Here is a 17,823-nt window from a genome sequence, read left to right on the forward strand (position 1 = left end):
TCAACCCCCTGCCATCGTGCGGGCGATCTCGGTCGCCGAGTCTCCCGCCCTCTTGAGAACCACGGCCACCAGAGCGAGGGCCAACAGCGTGAGCACCAGCATGATCGTCGACACCGCGGCGATCTCCGGCCGCAGTCCGCTGCGCAGCGCGCTGAGCACGTAGACGGGCCACGGCGTCGTTCCCGACACCTGCACGAACGCCGACACGACCGTGTTGTCGAGGCTCAGTGTGAACGAGAGCAGGAACCCGGCGAGCACGGCAGGCATCGCGAGCGGCAGAGTGATCTTGAGGAAGGTGCGCACGGGCGGCGCGTAGAGATCGGCCGAGGCCTCTTCCAGGCGGGCGTCGAGTCCCACCAGCCGAGCCCGCACGATGTACGACACGATCGCGATCGAGAACAGCGACTGCCCCACCACGAGTCTCATCGTGCCGTCGTTGAAGATGCCGATCCCGGCATCCTGCCCGAGGAACACCAGCCACGGCAGCAGCGCGACGGCGTCGACGATCTCGGGCGTGACCGAGACGAGCAACAGGAGCCCGAGGAACCACCACACCCACTTGCCGGGATTGCGTGCCATCGCGATGCCGGCCAGCGTGCCGAGCGCCGTGGCCAGCAGAGCCGCCAGCAGACCGGTGCGCACCGACACGAGCACGGCATCGCGGATCGCCGGCTTGTTCACGATCGCGAGGAACGAGTCGAAGCCGAAGTGATCCCACGACACCAGCAGGCGCCCGACGTTGAACGAGTACGCGATGATCACGAGGATCGGCAGGAACAGGAACAGGAACACCAGCGCCGCCCAGATCGGCAGCACGAAGCGCCCGGCTCCTCGGCGCGCGCGCGGTGCCCGTGCCGAGGACGGCACCGTGGTCGTGGTGGGCGAGGTCGTCTTCGTGTCGGTCATGATCCCTCCCCCAGGACGAGTCGGTTGCGTTGTCTGAGCGGCAGCGTCACGAGCCAGAGGATCCCAGCCGCGACCGCGATCGAGAGCATGATGACGATGATCAGCAGCACGGCCATCGCCGAGCCCAATGCCCAGTTCTGCGCGGTCTGGAACTGGCTCGCCACCACCTGCCCGATCATGTTGCCCTTCGCCCCGCCCAGCACGGTGGCGGTGATGTAGTCGCCCATGAGCGGGATATAGACCAGGAGCACGCCGGCGATGATGCCGGGCCTCGCCAACGGCACGGTCACCCGCAGGAGGGTCGTGACGCTGTTCGCGCCCAGGTCTTTACTCGCCTCGCGCAACGGTCCGGATACCCGGTCGAAGGCGACGAACAGCGGCAGGATCATCAGTGGCAGGTAGTTGTAGACGACGCCCAGGAGCACGGCACCACGCGAGTAGAGCAGGTCGAGCGGACCGGGGATGACCCCGATCCCCTGCAGCAGCTGCGAGAGCCATCCCTCGGGCGCGAGGATCACCTGCCAGCCGATCGTGCGCACCAGGAAGTTGGTCCAGAACGGCACCATCACGAGCGCGAGAAGCAACCCCCGCTTCGAAGGCGGTGCCTTCACCGCGATCCAGTACGCGACCGGCCCGCCGATCACGAGGCACAGGGCCGTGCCCAGGACGCCGATCCACAGCGTGTTCAGGAAGGTGCTGAAGAACGTCGGCGAGAGCGCCTCGATGTAGCGGTCGAACGAGAGGTGGTCGAGCGCGTGCGTGGCGAAGATGCTCGGCTTGTAGCCGAAGCTGAACACGATCACCATGAAGATCGGGGCGACGAAGAAGATGAGCAGCCATACCCAGGCGGGGATGGCGAGACCGAATTTGAGCTTAGGCACCGGCGGCCGCCTTCATCGAGTTCCAGATCGAGACGACGCGATCCTGCGCGTCCGTCAGCTTGCCCTCGTGCATCGTCGCCACCTGCTCCTCATCGAAGAACACCATGTCGAGTCGTTCGAGCCCCGCGGCCTCCGCCTCGTCGCGGATGCCCGAGATTCCGGTGTCGTAGCCGATGTAGTCGACCTGTGCGAGTTGCACGTCGGGCTGCAGCACGAAGTCGATGAACGCATGCGCGGCCTCGGGGTGCGGGGCGCCGGCGGCGATCGCCCAGTTGTCCATCCACAGCTCGGTCGCCGGACTCCCCAGCACCCATTGCCACCGGTCGGGATCGTCGGACTCGAAGATGCCGAGCCGCGCGTCGCCGTTGTAGGACTGCAGCAGCGCGTGCGAGGCCTGCGGGATCGACGAACCTCCCGGGTACGAGTCGAACGCCGAGATGTGCGGCGCGAGGACCTTGACCAGGAACTTCTCGACCGCGTCGAGGTCGTCCGGGTCCGTGGTGGTCCAGTCGATGCCGTTCGCCCAGAAGTAGATGCCGAGCAGCGGAGCGGGGTCGTCGAGCACCGAGGTCGACCCTGATGCCTCGTTCTGCGCGGCGTCGATGAAGTCGTTCCAGGTCGTGAGCTCGCGCGAGATCACCCTCTTGTCGTACACGAACCCGGTGGTTCCCCAGGCCTTGCACACCGAGTACTCGTTGCCCGGATCCCACGAGCGTCCGCGGAACTCCGGCGCCACGTGCTTCATGTTCGGCAGCAGGTCGAGATTGAATTTCTGCAGGAGTCCGTTCTCGGCCATCGGTCCGACGAAGACGCCGGTCGGCACCACGATGTCGTAGCCCGAGGTACCGCGAGCCGCGACGAGCTTGGCGATCAGCTCCTCGTTCGAGTTGAAGGCGTCGAGCACGATGCGCGGGCCGCTCTCTGCGGTGAACTGCTCGAGCACCTCCGGGGCGTCGTAGTCGCCCCAGCTGTAGATCGAGAGCTTGTCCTCGAGCGGGCCGCCCTCGGCGTGCACCGCGGCGGCGTTCTGCCCCGGGGCACATGCGCTGAGTACGACCGCACCGCCCGCCATGATCGCGGTGGCGAGGAAGCCGCGCCTGGTCAGCTCGGTGCGGATCACCCGCGCGGCGCTCCGGTGCGCGAGCACACGCACCGGGGGCGTGCCGGTCACCGGCCGCCGTCCTTGGGCAGAGTGATCACGTGCGTCGCGGTCGTGGCGATGCCGTCAGCAGCGAACAGCCGCGCATCCGCGGAACTCCAGACGCAGCGCACCTCGTCGTCGACTCCGATCTGCGGCGCGGTGGGCGCCGGCATCCGCGAGAGGAATGTGGCGTCCTCACCGATGCGGACCGCGACCTGCAGCGTCTCGCCGAGATGCGAGACCCCGAGCACACGACCGCGGACGCCTACGCCCTCGCCCTGCTCCAGGCGGATGTACTCGGGCCGGATCGCGGCGACCGCCGGCTGCCCCGCGGCGACCCGTTCGCCGCCCCAGCGACCGCCGATCACGCCGATCGCCGTGTCGACCGCGTCACCGTCGGCACGCACCGTGCCGTGCACGAAGTTCTGCTGCCCGATGAACGAGGCGACGTAGGCGGACGCGGGCTCCGCATAGATGGCGGCCGGCGCGTCCAACTGCTCGATCCGTCCCGCGCGCATCACGGCGATCCGGTCGCTCATCGACAGCGCTTCGGCCTGGTCGTGCGTGACGAACACGAAGGTCGTGCCGAGGCGGGCCTGCAACAGCTTGAGCTCGAGCTGCATCTCCTCGCGCAGTTGACGGTCGAGCGCTGCGAGCGGCTCATCGAGCAGGAGCACGCTCGGCCGGTTGATGAGCGCCCGTGACAGGGCGATCCGCTGCTGCTGCCCGCCGGAGAGCTGCGTCGGCTTACGGTCGGCGAACGCCCGCAGCTGCACCATGTCGAGCGCGTCGCTCACCCGCTCCCGCTGCTCGGCCTTGGGTACACGCCGCTGCTGCAGACCGTAAGCGACGTTCTCGGCGACCGTCAGGTGCGGGAAGAGGGCGTACGCCTGAAAGACGGTGTTGACCTCGCGCCGGTAGGGCGGCAGGTTCAAGACGCTTCGACGGGAGATCAGGATGTCCCCGGCGTCCGGATACTCGAACCCCGCGATCATACGCAGCGTAGTCGTCTTGCCGCAGCCCGACGGGCCGAGGAGCGAGAGGAACTCCCCCGGTTGCACGTCGAGGCTCAGGTCGTCGACCGCGGTGGCGGCGCCGTATCGCTTGGTCACGCCATCGATGCGGACCGCACCGGTGGCGGTGGGTGCGTCGAATGTCGCCGTCGACGTTCGGGTGGTGTCGGGCATGGAGCCTCCCCATTGAGATTCGCTTGCCGCGAGTCTGGCACAGGAAAGTCGTCAGGTATAGCGAAATCGGAAGTCTCTTGATCAATTCGCAACGATATCCGTTGCAAATCGTCGAAGTCGCGACCGATTAGCGCTGATCAGATGAGGAACCCTCGCAGCAGCGCCTCGGACCCTGCGAGGTGATCGCGCATCGCCGCCTCTGCCGCATCCGGGCGTCCGGCGAGGATGGCCGAGACGATGCTCTCGTGCTGCTCGCCCGAGTGCTGGATGTTGCGCGGCATCAGCGGGAACGTGTCGAGCCAGGCGTTCACGTCCGCTCTGTTCTCGGCGACGAGCGCGACCAGCGAGGGGATGCCCGCCGCCTCGGCGATCGCCAGGTGCAGCAGGGTGTCCAGGCGCCGGTACTCGTCCGGTCCGGCCGGCAGAGCGGCCTCGTGACGCGCCCAGAGGTCGGCACGCGTCGCGGCGTCGAGCGATCGGCTCGCCGCTGCGCGCACGGCACCGGTCTCGAGCACGCGGCGCAGCCCGAGCACGTCGTCGATCTCCTCCGCCGTCACCGTGCCCGACACGGTCGGGTGCGGTAGCGGATCGGCGACGAACGTCCCTCCGTACCGACCACGCCGAGGCAGCAGGTAGCCGGTGTCCGCAAGTTCGCGGATCGCCTCGCGCACGGTGTCGCGACTGACACCGAACGACGCCGCGAGCTCCCGTTCGGGCGGCAGCGATTCCCCCGGAGCGACCACACCGAGACGGATGGTCTGCACGAGGCGGGCCACCGCGTCTTCGAGGGCGTTGCCGCGCCGCAGGGGTCGGTAGACCGCCCTGCGCACCTCGACGAGGTCGCCGTCGTGGGGGTGCTCGCTCATGCCTTCACCCTGTCACAGCGAGGTGAGGGTCGCTCACAGCGGGGTGACGTAGGCGTTCGTGATCCCGCCGTCGACGACGAAGGCGCTCGCGGTGATGAACGACGAGTCATCCGAGGCGAGGAAAGCCACTGCCGCTGCCAGCTCCGCAGGCTCGGCGAAGCGCCCCATCGGCACGTGCACGAGGCGCCGCTGCGCCCGCTCCGGATCCTTGGCGAACAGCTCCTGCAGCAGCGGGGTGTTCACAGGTCCCGGGCACAACGCGTTCACCCGCACGCCTTGCCGTGCGAACTGCACCCCGAGCTCGCGGGACATCGCCAGCACGCCGCCCTTCGACGCGGTGTAACTGATCTGCGAGGTCGCCGACCCCAGCAGTGCGACGAAGGACGCGGTGTTGATGATCGAGCCGCGTCCGGCCGGCACCATGTGACGCAGTGCGGCGCGGCTGCACAGATACACGCTCTTGAGGTTCACATCCTGCACCCGATCCCAGGCCGGGAGCTCGGTCGTCTCGATCGAGTCGTCGTCCGCCGGCGAGATGCCCGCATTGTTGAAGGCGATGTCGATGCGACCGAACTCCGCCGCGACGCCGTCGAACAGTGCGTCGACCTTGGTCTGGTCGGCGACGTCGACCGGACGGAACGCCCCGCCCACCTCGGCAGCCGCCGCCTCGCCCGTGGTCGGATCGACGTCGGCGATCACGACGAACGCGCCCTCCGCCGCGAAGCGCTGCGCGGTGGCGAACCCGATGCCGCTCGCGCCACCGGTGATGATGGCGACGCGGTCCTTCAGCCGCTGGGTCAGATCGATGCTCATGTGGGTTCTCCGTTCCGGAAGGGGTGGGTGGCGAGGCGATCAGGATTCATCGGTCGCGAAGAAGACGTTCTTGGTCTCGGTGAAGTGCTCCGCGGCGTCCGGACCGAGCTCGCGCCCCAGGCCCGAGGCCTTCATGCCGCCGAACGGCGTCGCGTAGCGCACCGAGGAGTGCGAGTTCACCGAGAGGACGCCGCTGCGCACGCCCCGCGCGACGCGCACCCCGCGGCCCAGGCTCTCGGTCCACACGGATCCGGCGAGGCCGTATGCCGTGTCGTTCGCGAGGCGGATCGCGTCGGCCTCGTCTTCGAAGGGCATCACCGCGACGACGGGGCCGAACACCTCCTGCTGGGCGATGCGGTCGGCAGGGTCGGCGAGCACGACGGTCGGAGCGAACCAGAACCCGTCCCCCTCGGGCGCGCTGCCGCGAAAAGCGATGTCGGCGCCGTCGAGGAACGAGGCGACGGTGTCGCGGTGCCCGGCAGAGATCAGGGGTCCCATGTCAGTGTCCTCCCGCGCGGGGTCGCCCACGCGCCAGGCGGTCACGGCCGGTTCGAGCAGCTCGAGGAAGCGGTCGTACACCGAGCGCTGCACGAGCAGGCGGCTGCGGGCGCAGCAGTCCTGTCCGGCATTGTCGAACACTGACCCGGGGACACCGGCGGCCGCCCGTTCGAGGTCGGCGTCGGCGAAGACGATGTTCGCACTCTTGCCGCCGAGTTCGAGGGTCACGGGCTTGAGCGCCCTGGCGCAGCCCGCCGCGACCTCGATGCCGACCTCGGTCGAGCCGGTGAAGACCACCTTGCGCACATCAGGGTGCTCGACGAGGCGCTGGCCGACGACCGAGCCCGAGCCGGTGACCACTTCGAACAGCCCCTCGGGGAGACCTGCTTCGAGTGCCAGCTCACCGAGGCGGATCGCGGTGAGCGGGGTCAGCTCGGCTGGCTTCAGGACCACGGCGTTGCCCGCGGCGAGCGCCGGCGCGAAGGCCCACGATGCGATCGTCATGGGGAAGTTCCACGGCACGATGACGCCGACCACGCCGTAGGGGTCATGGAACGTCACGTCGAGGCCGCCGGCCACCGGGATCTGCCGCCCGGACAGCCGTTCCGGGTCGGCCGAGTAGTAGTTCAGCACCTGTGCGACGTGCGAGGCCTCCCAGCGCGCGGAGCCGATCGGATGCCCGGAGTTGAGCACCTCCAGCTGCGCCAGCTCCTCGGCCGCGCCCTCGACCGCCCGCGCGAACGCTCGGAGCGCATCGGCCCGTGCGACCGGGGCGAGCGCCGCCCATCGGCGCTGGGCCGCGACGGCCCGCGCGATCGCGGCATCGGTCTCTGCGGCATCGGCACGGGCGACGTCGCGGATCGCTTTCCCGGTCGACGGGTTGATGACTGTGAACGCGCTCATCTGGCGTCCTCCTTCCGCCGCGCGGCGAACGCACGAGCCTGTGAGACGAGGTCTTCGAAGAGACGCCGGTCCTCGGCGTTCTCCTCCGGATGCCATTGGATGCCGACGAGATGGCCGACCGAGGTGTCGACGAAGGCCTGCACGAGTCCGTCGTCCGAGCGAGCGGCCGCGACCAGCCCCTCCCCGAGGCGATCGATGCCCTGATGGTGGTAGCTGTGCACGCGTACGTCGCCCGCGCCGAGCACCCCGGCGAGCGCGGTGTCGCCAGAGACCTCGATGTCGTTCTCGGCGAACACACCCCCGCCGAGGCGGTACCGCTCGGTGCCGAGCGACTCGGGCAGGTGCTGTTGGAGCGTGCCGCCGCGTGCCACGTTGACGAGCTGCAGTCCCCGGCAGATCGCGAGCACCGGGATGCGGCGCCGCTCGGCGGCACGGAACAGGGCGAGCTCCCACGCATCGCGGTCGACACGGGCGGGATCGGTGAGCGGATGCCGCTCTTCGCCGTACAGCTCCGGGGCGACATCCGCGCCCCCGGAGAGGACCAGCCCGTCCATGCCGGCGATCGCCGCCTCCGCCGACGCCGGGTCCTGTGGCGGCAGCAGCAGCGCGATGCCGCCGGCATCCGTCACCCCGGTCAGATACTGCTCGGGCAGGAACGCCGCCCGCACATCCCACACCCCCTGCTGCGCCCGCTCGAGATAGGTCGTGACACCGATCAGCGGGGCCAGGTCAGAGCCGCTCGAAACCACGGATGCGCTCCCAGTCGGTGACGGCGGCGTCGTAGGCCTCGACCTCGATGCGCGCCTGGTTCAGGTAGTGGTCCACGACGTCGTCGCCGAACGCCGCGCGGGCGATGGATGATTCGCTGAACAGCTGCGCCGCCTCCCGGAGGGTGGTGGGCAGGTGCTCGACGCCGGATTCGTAGGCGTTGCCTGTGAAGCGCTCGGGCAACGACAGCTCGTTCTCGATGCCGTACAGGCCCCCGGCGATGATCGCCGAGATGCCGAGGTAGGGGTTCACGTCGCCGCCCGGCACCCGGTTCTCGACCCGGAGGCCGGAGCCGGAGCCGATCACGCGCAGCGCGCAGGTGCGATTGTCGATGCCCCAGGCGACGCCGGTCGGGGCGAAGCTGCCCTTCGCGAACCGCTTGTACGAGTTGATGTTGGGCGCGTAGAGCAGGGTGAATTCGCGCAGAGTCGCGAGTATGCCGGCGATCCAGTGCTCCATGATCGGGCTGAACCCATGCTCGCCGTCCCCCGCCATGACCGGGGTGCCGTCGGCGGCACGCAGGGAGAGATGGATGTGGCAGCTGTTGCCCTCGCGCTCGTTGAACTTGGCCATGAAGGTGAGTGCCTGTCCGTGCTGCTCCGCGATCTCCTTCGCGCCGTTCTTGTAGAGCGCATGCTGGTCGGCGGTCTCCCGCACCTCGGCGTAGCGGAACGCGATCTCCTGCTGCCCGAGATTGCACTCCCCCTTCACGCCCTCGCAGTACAGTCCCGCGCCGTCCATGCTGTTGCGGATGTCGCGCAGCAGGGGTTCGAGGCGCGTGGAGGCGAGCAGGTTGTAGTCGACGTTGTAGTCGGTCGACGGGGTCAGGCCCTCGTACTTTCGGGCCCAGGCGTCGCGGTAGGTGTTGTCGAAGACGATGAACTCCAGCTCGGTGCCGGAGAACGCGGTCCATCCCCGCTCGGCGAGGCGATCGCGCTGGCGGTCGAGGATGGCACGCGGCGACGGTCCCACCGGTTCGCCGTTGCCCCACACCAGATCGGCGATCACGAGCGCGGTGCCGTCGAGCCAGGGGATGCGCCGGAGGGTCGCGACGTCGGGCCGCAGCACCATGTCTCCATAACCGCGATCCCAGCCCGACATCGCGTAGCCCTCGACCGTGTTCATATCGACATCGACCGACAGCAGGTAGTCGCAGGCCTCGGCGCCGTGATGCAGGATGTCCTCCTGGAACAGCCGCGCGGAGACCCGCTTGCCGACCAGTCGTCCTTGCGCATCGGCGAACGCCACGATCACCGTGTCGATCTCGCCGGCGGCGATGCCGGCATCCAGCTGCTCGATGCTCAGGTTTCCCGACATCTTCTCGCTCCCGTCGTCGTGGTGAAGCGATCGACCGACCGGCTTCGCCCTCAGAGTAGATCACCTCGGCGTCTAAAGGTAGACGAAACCACCATTGACTGCCACAATCATCCGCAAGGCGCACCCGGCGCCATTGTGCGTGCGAACGGAGAGCGGATGTCTGAGCAGAGCAATGAATCCCGCAAGGTCGCTGGGGCGACCTATACACGTGCCGGGAGCGAGTACTTCGAGAAACGCACGCTGAAGAGATCGGCCGGCGTCTGGGGCCTGTGGGGTCTCGCGGTCGCGGCCGTCATCTCCGGCGACTTCTCCGGCTGGAACTTCGGCATCGACTTCGCGGGCTTCGGCGGGATGCTGATCGCCTTCGTGATCCTCGTCCTCATGTACTACGGCATGATCTTCGCGATCGGCGAGATGGCCGCGATGATGCCGCACACCGGTGGCGCCTACTCCTTCGCCCGATCGGCGATGGGACCCTGGGGCGGCCTGGTGACCGGCGCTGCCGAGACGATCGAGTACGTCGCGACCACGGCGGTGATCGTCTACTTCTCGGCGTCGTATGCGAACGGCATCACGAGCGAACTGCTGGGGCTCGAGCTGCCGGGGTGGCTCTGGTACCTGATCCTCTACGTCGTCTTCATCGCGCTGAACTCCGCGGGAGCGGCGATCTCGTTCCGCTTCGCGATCGTCGTGTCGATCATCTCGATCGGCATCATCCTGGTGTTCTCCCTCATGGCGATCTTCTCCGGAGCCTTCAGCTGGGACGCCCTGTGGAACATCGCGCCCGACCCGGGCCAGACCGAGTTCCTGCCGCACGGGGTGCTGCCGATCCTGTTCGCCCTCCCGTTCGCGATGTGGTTCTTCCTCGGCATCGAGGAGCTGCCCCTGGCTGCGGAGGAATCGCACAATCCCACCCGCGACATCCCCAAGGCCGGATTCTGGGCTCGTGGCACCCTCATCGTCACGGGTCTGCTCGTGCTGTTCCTGAACACGGGCGTGATCGGGGCCGAGGCCACGGGCACCGCGGGCGAGCCGCTGCTCGACGGCTTCCGTGCGATCGTCGGCGACCAGCTCGCCGCGGTGCTCGCCCTCTTCGCTCTGATCGGGCTGCTCGCTTCGCTGCAGGGCATCATGTTCGCCTACGGCCGCAACATGTACTCGCTCTCCCGCGCGGGCTACTACCCGCGCTTCCTCTCCCTCACCGGCAAGCGGCAGACGCCGTGGGTGGCGCTCGTGGTCGGTGCGGCCATCGGCTTCATCGCCCTCATCGTGCTCGACGTGCTCGCCGCGGTCGATGCCGAAGGCGCGGGGTCCGTCGCGGGCGCGATCGTGCTGAACATCGCGGTCTGGGGTGCCGTGCTCGCCTACGGCCTCCAGCTGGTGTCGTTCATGATCCTGCGGAAGAAGTACCCGAACGTCGACCGCCCGTACCGCAGCCCGTGGGGCATCCCCGGTGCGGCCGTCGCGCTGGTGATCGCGGCGCTCATCTTCGTCGGGTTCCTGCTGAACCCGACGTTCGGCCCGGCGATCATCGCCATCGCGATCGTGTACGTCGTGATCCTGCTCGGGTTCGGGCTCTTCTTCCGCCACCGCCTTGTGCTCTCGCCGGAGGAGGAGTACGCGATCTCGGGCGGCTCGCACGGCGATCCCCAGACCGAGGGCTATGACGCCATGGAGGGTGAGGTGTTCGACGACAGCGGCCGGTGAGTCCGCGTGCAGCGCCTCGGCGACTCGGCCGGGGCGCTGTGTCGTGCCGGGCCCGGAGCGCTCTACTTGCGGTCGAAGTCGAACGCCTTGAGCAACTCGACGACGGCCTTCTCCCGCTCCTCGCCGCCCTCCTCGAACATGTGCGTGACGTGCGTCTGCAGATGGTTCTCCAGCAGCAGCCGGTTGAGGGATTCGAGGGAGCGCTGGATGGCGCGGGACTGCGTGATGATGTCCATGCAGTAGTCCTCGTTCTCGATCATCCGCGCGACGCCGCGCATCTGTCCCTCGAGGATGCTGGTGCGGTGCAGAGCACGCTTCTTGATGTCTTCGATCACCCCTTGAGAGTACTCCCCCCAGGGGGTATACGGCTGTCTGAGCGCCGAGACAGCGCACCGTCGGCGGACGGGGCCGTGCGACCGACGGCGTGAAAGGATGACGTCATGCCGCGAACACCGATGACGCAGCTCTCGCCCGCCGACCAGGAGCGTCTCCGTGCGCTCCGACGCATGAAGGCCGTGGCCCTCGGAGCTCTGGTGTTCATGGCCGTCGTGTTCGTGTTCGCCTTCGCGTTCCAGCAGCGCATCGAGGGTCTCGCCTACGTGCGAGCCGCCGCAGAGGGCGGCATGGTGGGTGCGCTCGCGGACTGGTTCGCGGTGACTGCGCTGTTCCGCCGTCCGCTCGGACTCCCCATCCCGCACACCGCGATCATCCCCAACCGCAAGGACGAGATCGGTCACACGCTCGGCGAATTCGTCGAGACGAACTTCCTCGAAGCCAGCGTCGTGCGCACCAAGTTGTCGAGCACGCAGATCGCCCTGCGCGCCGGCGAGTGGCTGCGCGAGGCCCCGCATGCCGAGCGGGTCGGCGCCGAAGGAGCGACGATCGCCACGGCCGTGCTCAATGCGCTGAGCGACGACGACGTGCGAGACCTCATCACCGACCTCGCCCGCGAGCACCTCGTCGATCCCGAATGGGGCCCGCCGGCCGGAGCCTGGCTCGAGAAGATCGTCGAGGCCGATGCCCATCACGGCGCGGTCGATCTCGCCGCCGACAGCATCGCGCGCTGGCTCGACGCGAATGCCGAGTCGTTCAGCGGCCTCGTCTCCCGACGCCTCCCCGGGTGGGTTCCGAAGCTCGCGCATCGCTTCGTCGACGACACGGTCTACCACGAGGCGGTGAAGTTCGTCCATGCCGTGCAGGCCGACCCCCGCCACCCGGCTCGCCTCGCGGTCGACGGCTACCTGGCGCGTCTGGCCGACAGCCTGCAGAACGACCCGGCGACGCGCGCGAAGCTCGAGAACGCCAAGGCCTCATTGTTCGACAGTCCCCGTGTCGGCGCCCTGGCCGCCGAAGCGTGGAACACCGCGAAGAACGGTCTGCTCACAGCCCTCGCCGATCCGGAGAGCGGTCTGCGTCGTCGTGCCGTGCAGGCGCTGCAGGAGGTCGGCGAACGCCTCACGACCGACACCGCGCTGCAGCACCGCGTCGACACCTGGGTATCGGACGCTGCGGTCTTCCTCGTCGACCGCTACCGGCATGACATCGCCTCGATCATCACCGACACCGTCGAACGCTGGGACCCGGTCGAGACCACCGAGAAGATCGAGCTCATGGTCGGCCGTGACCTGCAGTACATCCGTTTGAACGGCACGTTCGTCGGCGCCCTGGCCGGCCTCGTCATCTTCTCCATCGCCCACGCCCTGATCCCCGGAGTCTGACCATGTCCCCCTCCTCCCGACAGTTGAGTCACGACCCGCTCTGGCCGCGTGCCGGATCCTGGTCCGCGTTCGACGGCGCAGCCGATGCCGTGCTGCTCGGCGTCCCCACCTGGCGCACCTCGCTCTCGCCGACGGGTGCGCACGCGACGCCCGCCGCGATCCGCGGGGCGCTCCCCCGCTACGGGACGACCGTGATGGGACCGCCCGTGATCGAACTCGACGAGGTGCTGCGCATCGCCGATGCCGGTGACGTCGCCGACCCGGACGGCTCCGCCGGTGAGGCGAGGGTCATCTCCCGCGTGCGGGATCTCGCCGCGGCCGCGAGACTCGTGATCGCGCTCGGCGGCGACAACTCGCTCACCTACCCGGTGGCGCTCGGCGCGGAGGCCACCGGACTGATCACCTTCGACGCGCACTTCGACCTGCGCGACGGCATCTCCAACGGAACGCCGGTGCGACGCCTCGTGGAGGACATCCCCGTCGCATCGTCGGTGAGCACCTCCCGGATCGACCCGACGAGGATCGTGCAGATCGGTATCGCCGACTTCGCGAACTCCGCCGCCTACGCCCGGCGTGCGGCCGACTGGGGCATCCGCGTGATCACCCTCGACGAGCTCCGCCGCCGCGGCATAGACGATGTGACCGCCGAGGCCCTCGAGGTCGCAGGCGCAGGACCCGATCCGCGCATCCACCTCGACATCGACGTCGACGTCTGCGACCGATCCGTCGCTCCCGGCTGCCCCGCGAGCGTGCCCGGTGGACTGCAGGCGTGGGAGCTTCGGGCACTCACACGCGCCGTGGCTGCGGACGCCCGCGTCGTGAGTGCGGACCTCGCGGAGGTCGATGCCACCGCCGACGCCGATGACGCCCGCACCGTGCGTCTTGCCGCGCTCTGCGTGCTGGAACTACTCACCGGACTCGCCTCGCGAGCCTGAGCCGCAGAAGCCACTTCCGTCGCCCTCAGACATGACAGAAGCCCCCAGGCTCACGCCGGGGGGCTTCTGTGTTCGGTGGACCTAAGGGGATTCGAACCCCTGACCTCCTCGATGCGAACGAGGCGCGCTACCAACTGCGCCATAGGCCCTTGAACGACATCTACGCTATCACGACGGAGAAGCTGTTCGCGCCGCGAGCGGTCATCCGGCGGCGCGGCGCGAGAGCAGCTCACGCACGTGCGCCTCGATCTCGGCGTCGTCGACGAAGCCCATCCGTGCGTACGGCGACGAGGCCGCGGGCAGCGCCACCGGCGCCTCGGGCGCCATCTGCTCCGCACGTTCGCGCAGGGCGGCGACGCGCGCGGCCTTGCGACGCTGTTCCTGCGCCTCCATCTGGGCCTGCGCGGCCTGCGCACGAGACCCGGGCACCGACACGAGCGGCTCCGGCAGCGGACGCGGTGTCCACGTCGCCCGCCCCTGGTCGTGCAGCTCGGGGGCGACGCGCGGGGCGGCCGGAGCGGCCACCACGTGCGTGGCGCGTGCGACTCGACCGGCGACGGCGGCCATCCGCTGCAGAGCGATGCCGGCGATGACGATGGCGGCGCCGCCGACCCACAGCAGCGCCGAGCTCCCGGCAGCCAGGAGCTGCCACATGCCGAGCCCGGCGATGACGAGTCCGACGAGGAGGGTGCTGGTCGCGGCGACACGGACACGTCGACGGGCACGTGCTCGTCGGATCACCGGGTCGGCCCTGGTCGCCGCGAGTTCTTCGCGGAGAGTCTCGAGCTCGGCGGCCTCGCGCTCGGACTGCACCCGCTTCGCCAGTTTCTGCTGGGCCAGCGCGGTGCGGGCGTTCAGCTCGAAGCGCACTTCACCGGGAGTCTCGCTCGTCTCGGCGAGCACACGCAGGGCCTGGTTCAGCCGGACGGCGTTGCGTTCGGCGGCGTTGTACTGGAATCGCCCCCGCCACGAAGGCAGCAGATAGAGCATCCAGAGCAGCACGGCGACGAGCACGATCACTCCTCCGCTCAGCACCGGCCCGTCCATACGCACCACGCTACGGGCTGGGAGCTGACAGCGCCGTACACACGGGCGCGTGTCGCGGCGAGTCCGTCCGGATCTGCCCTCCGAAGGCCGATTTCAGTGCGAGATGCGGTCGGATGGCGGCACCGTCGCGGCGTCGGGCGGCACCTGACCGCTGAGCCAGCGCGCGAGCACCCCCTGCGGTACGTCTTCCCTGGTCAGCGCGAACGCGTAGTGGTCGCGCCAGTCGCCGTCGATGTGGATGTAACGACGACGCAGTCCCTCGTACCGGAAACCCAGCTTCTGCACGATACGCAGACTCGCGGCGTTCTCCGGCCGGATGCAGATCTCCATGCGGTGCAGTCCGTACTCGGTGAAGCACACGTCCGTGGCCATCGCCACCGCGGTCGGCGTGATCCCCCGGCCGGCGAACCGCTCGCTCACCCAGTACCCGATCGTGGCCGAGCACAGCGAACCGCGGGACACTCCCCACACGTTCAACTGTCCCGCGACCTCGCCGTCGTACTCCATGACGAACGGATAGCCCGAGCCGTCGCGGTACTGCTGAAGCAGGCGACGGATGCTGAGCCTCATGTCGAACGAGACCGAGCCATAGGGGACGGTCGCCTCCCACGGCTGAAGCCACGACCTGTTGGCGAGCAGCTCATGCTGCAGCGGTCGCGCATCTTTCGCACGGACGAGCCGCAGTTCTATGGGTCCGTGTCGCATTCCCGCCGCCAGATCCATGCCGCACCGACGCCCGCAGAGTCGCCTAGAGGCGTTCCGCGAACTCCTTGAGCCAGGGGCGCAGCTCGGGACCGAGGTCATCACGGTCTGCGGCGAGCTGCACGATCGCCTTGATGTAGTCGACGCGGTCGCCCGTGTCGTAGCGGCGTCCACCGAAGATGACGCCGACGACGCCGGGGCCGTCGGGATCGGTCGCGAGCACCTGGAGCGCGTCGGTGAGCTGGATCTCTCCGCCCTTGCCCGGCTCGGTGTGCTCGAGGATGTCGAACACCGAAGCCGGGAGCACGTAGCGGCCGATGATGGCCAGGTTGGACGGCGCGTCCTCCCGCGCGGGCTTCTCGACCAGCCCGGTCACCCGGACGGCGTCGGAGTCCTCGAGCGGCTCGACTGCGGCCGCACCGTACATGTGGATGTTCGCGGGGTCGACCTCCATGAGCGCGATCACGGCTGCGCCGGAGCGCTCGTGCTCGGCGATCATGTCGGTGAGGAGCGGGTCGCGCTCGTCGATGAGGTCGTCTCCGAGGAGCACGGCGAAGGAGCTGTCGCCCACGTGGGTGCGCGCACGCAGGACCGCGTGCCCGAGCCCCTTCGGCTCGCCCTGGCGGACGAAGTGGATGTCGGCGAGGTCGCTCGACTTCATCACGCGCTCGAGGCGACCGGTATCGCCCTTCTCCATGAGCTTGACCTCGAGCTCCGGCACGGAGTCGAAGTGGTTGGAGATGGCGTTCTTGTTGCGGCCGATGATGACGAGGATGTCGTCGATGCCGGCGTTCGCCGCCTCTTCGACGACGTATTGGATCGCCGGCTTGTCGACGACGGGCAGCATCTCTTTCGGCATCGCCTTCGTCGCAGGGAGGAAACGTGTTCCCAGGCCTGCAGCGGGAATGACGGCTTTGATCTTGTGGTCAGCCATCTTGCCAGCCTAGTGGTGAGCGCCGACGTAGACTCGGAGCCATGTCGAACGACGTCGAACATGCGAAGCGCGCACTCCGCGCCGAACTCCGCGAACGACGCCAGCTCCTCTCCGACACGCAGCGCGAGGCCGCCGCGACCGCGATCGGCGAGCGCCTCGACACGCTGATCGATGAGCTCGGTGCGCAGTCCATCTCCTGCTTCCTCTCCACCACCACCGAGCCGGGCACCCGCGACTTCGTGACCAGGGCCGTGCGCCGTGGCATCCGCGTGCTCCTCCCCGTCACGCGCGCCGACGGACTGCTCGACTGGGCCGTCGCGACCGACGACGACGAGGTCTCCGAGGGGCTGTTCGGTCTGCCCGAGCCCACGGGCGAGGTGTTGGGCCCGATCGCCGTCAACGACGTCGACCTCATGATCGTCCCCGCTGCCGCGGTCGATCGCACGGGCATGCGCATGGGCTGGGGACGCGGCTACTTCGACAAGACCATCGGGTCGATGGAGAAGTGCCCGCCCGTCTACGCCGTGATCTATGATTCCGAGGTACTCGACGAACTTCCGCGCGAGGTGCACGACCAGCCCGTGAACGGCGCCGTGACCCCGTCGCAGACCCTCACCCTGTCGCCACGGCGACGCTGATCGCAAGGACCCCCATGCCCACCTACGCCTATGCCTGCACCGCGTGCGGACACAAGTTCGACGCCGTGCAGAGTTTCGCCGACGACGCTCTCACGGTGTGCCCCGAGTGCGGTGGAGCGCTGCGCAAGCAGTACGGCTCGATCGGCGTGACCTTCAACGGCTCCGGCTTCTATCGCACGGACTCGCGCGCCAAATCCGGTGGATCGAAAGATGGTTCGGCATCATCGAAATCGGAATCGACGACGAGCGCCAAACCGGCGGCTGCGTCGACTCCGGCCTCTTCCTGAGGCCCCGATCTGTTGGGGGATCCCATGCTCAAAGGTTTCAAGGACTTCCTGCTCCGCGGCAACGTGATCGATCTGGCCGTCGCCGTCGTCATCGGCACGGCTTTCACCGCGATCGTCACGGCCGTCGTGAACAGCATCATCAACCCGCTCATCTCGCTCTTCCTCAAGGCTGATGCGGCAGGTCAGTTCGGCATCCCGGTCCCGAACATCTACGGCGAGACGGTCGTGTTCCCGATCGGCGACCTCATCACGGCGATCATCAGCTTCCTCGCCGTCGCCGCCGTCGTGTACTTCGTCTTCGTACTGCCGATGAACACGTTCAAGGCCCACGTCGAGGCACGCAAGGGCACCCCGGCGGAGGAGCCCGAGGAGGAGCCGGCCGCCTCGACCGAGTCCGAGCTGCTCGTCGAGATCCGCGACCTGCTCAAGGCACAGCGCGGGGCCTGACCGCCCCCGCTCGCACCCGAGACGCACGGTTCCTCTTCGGAGGGGCCGTGCGTTTCTCGTTCAGCGGCCCGGAGGACCGACACGGCGTTCAGCGACAGCACTGCCCCGTCATCCGGCGACTCGGTTCT

The 17,823-nt window shown here is 68.6% G+C and carries 19 protein-coding genes and 1 tRNA gene; 6 read left to right on the forward strand and 14 right to left on the reverse strand.

What is annotated here, in order from left to right:
- The 9 genes from ACIQLD_RS06415 to ACIQLD_RS06455 all read right to left on the reverse strand — a co-directional run bounded on the left by ACIQLD_RS06415 (nt 1) and on the right by ACIQLD_RS06455 (nt 9,280).
- The gene (locus ACIQLD_RS06415) at nt 1-906 is read right to left on the reverse strand and encodes an ABC transporter permease (protein WP_402606399.1); all 906 of its coding nucleotides are present in this window, start codon (nt 904-906) and stop codon (nt 1-3) included.
- Nucleotides 903-1,787, reverse strand: coding sequence for an ABC transporter permease (locus ACIQLD_RS06420; protein ID WP_402606401.1), 885 nt, complete (start codon nt 1,785-1,787; stop codon nt 903-905). Before ACIQLD_RS06420 ends, ACIQLD_RS06415 begins: the two co-directional genes overlap by 4 nt.
- Nucleotides 1,780-2,958, reverse strand: coding sequence for a spermidine/putrescine ABC transporter substrate-binding protein (locus ACIQLD_RS06425; RefSeq protein WP_402606404.1), 1,179 nt, complete (start codon nt 2,956-2,958; stop codon nt 1,780-1,782). The genes ACIQLD_RS06420 and ACIQLD_RS06425 overlap by 8 nt, the downstream gene beginning before the upstream one ends.
- On the reverse strand, nt 2,955-4,115 hold the full coding sequence (locus tag ACIQLD_RS06430; protein ID WP_402606406.1) for an ABC transporter ATP-binding protein: 1,161 nt from the start codon (nt 4,113-4,115) through the stop codon (nt 2,955-2,957). Before ACIQLD_RS06430 ends, ACIQLD_RS06425 begins: the two co-directional genes overlap by 4 nt.
- Nucleotides 4,116-4,252: 137 nt before the next feature.
- The gene (locus ACIQLD_RS06435) at nt 4,253-4,981 is read right to left on the reverse strand and encodes a FadR/GntR family transcriptional regulator (RefSeq protein WP_402606408.1); all 729 of its coding nucleotides are present in this window, start codon (nt 4,979-4,981) and stop codon (nt 4,253-4,255) included.
- Between the two features lie 33 nt (nt 4,982-5,014).
- The gene (locus tag ACIQLD_RS06440; RefSeq protein WP_402606411.1) at nt 5,015-5,794 is read right to left on the reverse strand and encodes a 3-oxoacyl-ACP reductase; all 780 of its coding nucleotides are present in this window, start codon (nt 5,792-5,794) and stop codon (nt 5,015-5,017) included.
- Nucleotides 5,795-5,833: 39 nt separating this feature from the next.
- Complete coding sequence (locus ACIQLD_RS06445) at nt 5,834-7,195, reverse strand: aldehyde dehydrogenase family protein (protein WP_402606413.1); 1,362 nt, start codon at nt 7,193-7,195, stop codon at nt 5,834-5,836.
- Complete coding sequence (locus ACIQLD_RS06450; RefSeq protein WP_402606415.1) at nt 7,192-7,944, reverse strand: gamma-glutamyl-gamma-aminobutyrate hydrolase family protein; 753 nt, start codon at nt 7,942-7,944, stop codon at nt 7,192-7,194. The genes ACIQLD_RS06445 and ACIQLD_RS06450 overlap by 4 nt, the downstream gene beginning before the upstream one ends.
- A complete protein-coding gene (locus tag ACIQLD_RS06455) occupies nt 7,925-9,280 on the reverse strand; it encodes a glutamine synthetase family protein (RefSeq protein ID WP_402606418.1) in 1,356 nt (451 codons plus the stop codon). The genes ACIQLD_RS06450 and ACIQLD_RS06455 overlap by 20 nt, the downstream gene beginning before the upstream one ends.
- 156 nt (nt 9,281-9,436) lie before the next feature.
- Between ACIQLD_RS06455 and ACIQLD_RS06460 the strand changes: the two genes are divergently transcribed.
- A complete protein-coding gene (locus tag ACIQLD_RS06460; protein ID WP_402606420.1) occupies nt 9,437-10,987 on the forward strand; it encodes an amino acid permease in 1,551 nt (516 codons plus the stop codon).
- Between the two features lie 62 nt (nt 10,988-11,049).
- On the opposite strand, the gene ACIQLD_RS06465 is transcribed toward ACIQLD_RS06460, so the two are convergent.
- Entirely contained in the window at nt 11,050-11,322 is a 273-nt protein-coding gene (locus ACIQLD_RS06465) for a metal-sensitive transcriptional regulator (protein ID WP_045263421.1), read from the reverse strand.
- Nucleotides 11,323-11,427: 105 nt separating this feature from the next.
- Here ACIQLD_RS06465 and ACIQLD_RS06470 point away from each other — a divergent pair, with 105 nt between their 5' ends.
- Nucleotides 11,428-12,705, forward strand: a complete 1,278-nt coding sequence (locus ACIQLD_RS06470; protein ID WP_402606423.1) for a DUF445 domain-containing protein — start codon at nt 11,428-11,430, stop codon at nt 12,703-12,705.
- Between the two features lie 2 nt (nt 12,706-12,707).
- The gene (locus ACIQLD_RS06475) at nt 12,708-13,640 is read left to right on the forward strand and encodes an arginase family protein (protein ID WP_402606426.1); all 933 of its coding nucleotides are present in this window, start codon (nt 12,708-12,710) and stop codon (nt 13,638-13,640) included.
- 76 nt (nt 13,641-13,716) lie between these two features.
- On the opposite strand, the gene ACIQLD_RS06480 is transcribed toward ACIQLD_RS06475, so the two are convergent.
- From ACIQLD_RS06480 to galU, 4 genes are all read right to left on the reverse strand, one after another.
- Nucleotides 13,717-13,789: transfer RNA gene (locus tag ACIQLD_RS06480), tRNA-Ala, on the reverse strand.
- A 52-nt stretch (nt 13,790-13,841) separates the two neighbouring features.
- Nucleotides 13,842-14,687 (reverse strand): hypothetical protein, encoded by an 846-nt coding sequence (locus ACIQLD_RS06485; protein ID WP_402606428.1) that lies wholly within the window; start codon nt 14,685-14,687, stop codon nt 13,842-13,844.
- Nucleotides 14,688-14,780: 93 nt separating this feature from the next.
- The gene (locus ACIQLD_RS06490; protein WP_402606430.1) at nt 14,781-15,392 is read right to left on the reverse strand and encodes a GNAT family N-acetyltransferase; all 612 of its coding nucleotides are present in this window, start codon (nt 15,390-15,392) and stop codon (nt 14,781-14,783) included.
- A gap of 43 nt (nt 15,393-15,435) precedes the next feature.
- Nucleotides 15,436-16,323 carry a UTP--glucose-1-phosphate uridylyltransferase GalU gene (gene galU / locus ACIQLD_RS06495; protein ID WP_402606432.1) on the reverse strand — a complete coding sequence of 296 codons (888 nt, stop codon included), beginning with the start codon at nt 16,321-16,323 and terminating at the stop codon, nt 15,436-15,438.
- Nucleotides 16,324-16,364: 41 nt separating this feature from the next.
- Here galU and ACIQLD_RS06500 point away from each other — a divergent pair, with 41 nt between their 5' ends.
- Genes ACIQLD_RS06500 through mscL form a run of 3 tightly spaced genes read left to right on the forward strand, consistent with a single transcriptional unit; the run spans nt 16,365 to nt 17,695 of the window.
- The gene (locus ACIQLD_RS06500; protein ID WP_402606434.1) at nt 16,365-16,961 is read left to right on the forward strand and encodes a 5-formyltetrahydrofolate cyclo-ligase; all 597 of its coding nucleotides are present in this window, start codon (nt 16,365-16,367) and stop codon (nt 16,959-16,961) included.
- A gap of 14 nt (nt 16,962-16,975) precedes the next feature.
- On the forward strand, nt 16,976-17,248 hold the full coding sequence (locus ACIQLD_RS06505; RefSeq protein ID WP_402606436.1) for an FmdB family zinc ribbon protein: 273 nt from the start codon (nt 16,976-16,978) through the stop codon (nt 17,246-17,248).
- 24 nt (nt 17,249-17,272) lie between these two features.
- On the forward strand, nt 17,273-17,695 hold the full coding sequence (mscL, locus tag ACIQLD_RS06510) for a large conductance mechanosensitive channel protein MscL (RefSeq protein WP_402606438.1): 423 nt from the start codon (nt 17,273-17,275) through the stop codon (nt 17,693-17,695).
- The last annotated feature ends 128 nt before the right edge of the window (nt 17,696-17,823 follow it).

It is taken from the genome of Microbacterium sp. NPDC091662 (genome assembly GCF_044756705.1).
Classification (GTDB): domain Bacteria; phylum Actinomycetota; class Actinomycetes; order Actinomycetales; family Microbacteriaceae; genus Microbacterium.

Coding starts and splice junctions, on each gene's coding strand:
- ACIQLD_RS06415 (WP_402606399.1), bottom strand. CDS start 906: ATGACCGACACGAAGACGACCTCGCCCACCACGACCACGGTGCCGTCC.
- ACIQLD_RS06430 (WP_402606406.1), bottom strand. CDS start 4,115: ATGCCCGACACCACCCGAACGTCGACGGCGACATTCGACGCACCCACC.
- ACIQLD_RS06435 (WP_402606408.1), bottom strand. CDS start 4,981: ATGAGCGAGCACCCCCACGACGGCGACCTCGTCGAGGTGCGCAGGGCG.
- ACIQLD_RS06440 (WP_402606411.1), bottom strand. CDS start 5,794: ATGAGCATCGATCTGACCCAGCGGCTGAAGGACCGCGTCGCCATCATC.
- ACIQLD_RS06445 (WP_402606413.1), bottom strand. CDS start 7,195: ATGAGCGCGTTCACAGTCATCAACCCGTCGACCGGGAAAGCGATCCGC.
- ACIQLD_RS06455 (WP_402606418.1), bottom strand. CDS start 9,280: ATGTCGGGAAACCTGAGCATCGAGCAGCTGGATGCCGGCATCGCCGCC.
- ACIQLD_RS06460 (WP_402606420.1), top strand. CDS start 9,437: ATGTCTGAGCAGAGCAATGAATCCCGCAAGGTCGCTGGGGCGACCTAT.
- ACIQLD_RS06470 (WP_402606423.1), top strand. CDS start 11,428: ATGCCGCGAACACCGATGACGCAGCTCTCGCCCGCCGACCAGGAGCGT.
- ACIQLD_RS06475 (WP_402606426.1), top strand. CDS start 12,708: ATGTCCCCCTCCTCCCGACAGTTGAGTCACGACCCGCTCTGGCCGCGT.
- ACIQLD_RS06485 (WP_402606428.1), bottom strand. CDS start 14,687: ATGGACGGGCCGGTGCTGAGCGGAGGAGTGATCGTGCTCGTCGCCGTG.
- ACIQLD_RS06490 (WP_402606430.1), bottom strand. CDS start 15,392: ATGCGACACGGACCCATAGAACTGCGGCTCGTCCGTGCGAAAGATGCG.
- galU (WP_402606432.1), bottom strand. CDS start 16,323: ATGGCTGACCACAAGATCAAAGCCGTCATTCCCGCTGCAGGCCTGGGA.
- ACIQLD_RS06500 (WP_402606434.1), top strand. CDS start 16,365: ATGTCGAACGACGTCGAACATGCGAAGCGCGCACTCCGCGCCGAACTC.
- ACIQLD_RS06505 (WP_402606436.1), top strand. CDS start 16,976: ATGCCCACCTACGCCTATGCCTGCACCGCGTGCGGACACAAGTTCGAC.
- mscL (WP_402606438.1), top strand. CDS start 17,273: ATGCTCAAAGGTTTCAAGGACTTCCTGCTCCGCGGCAACGTGATCGAT.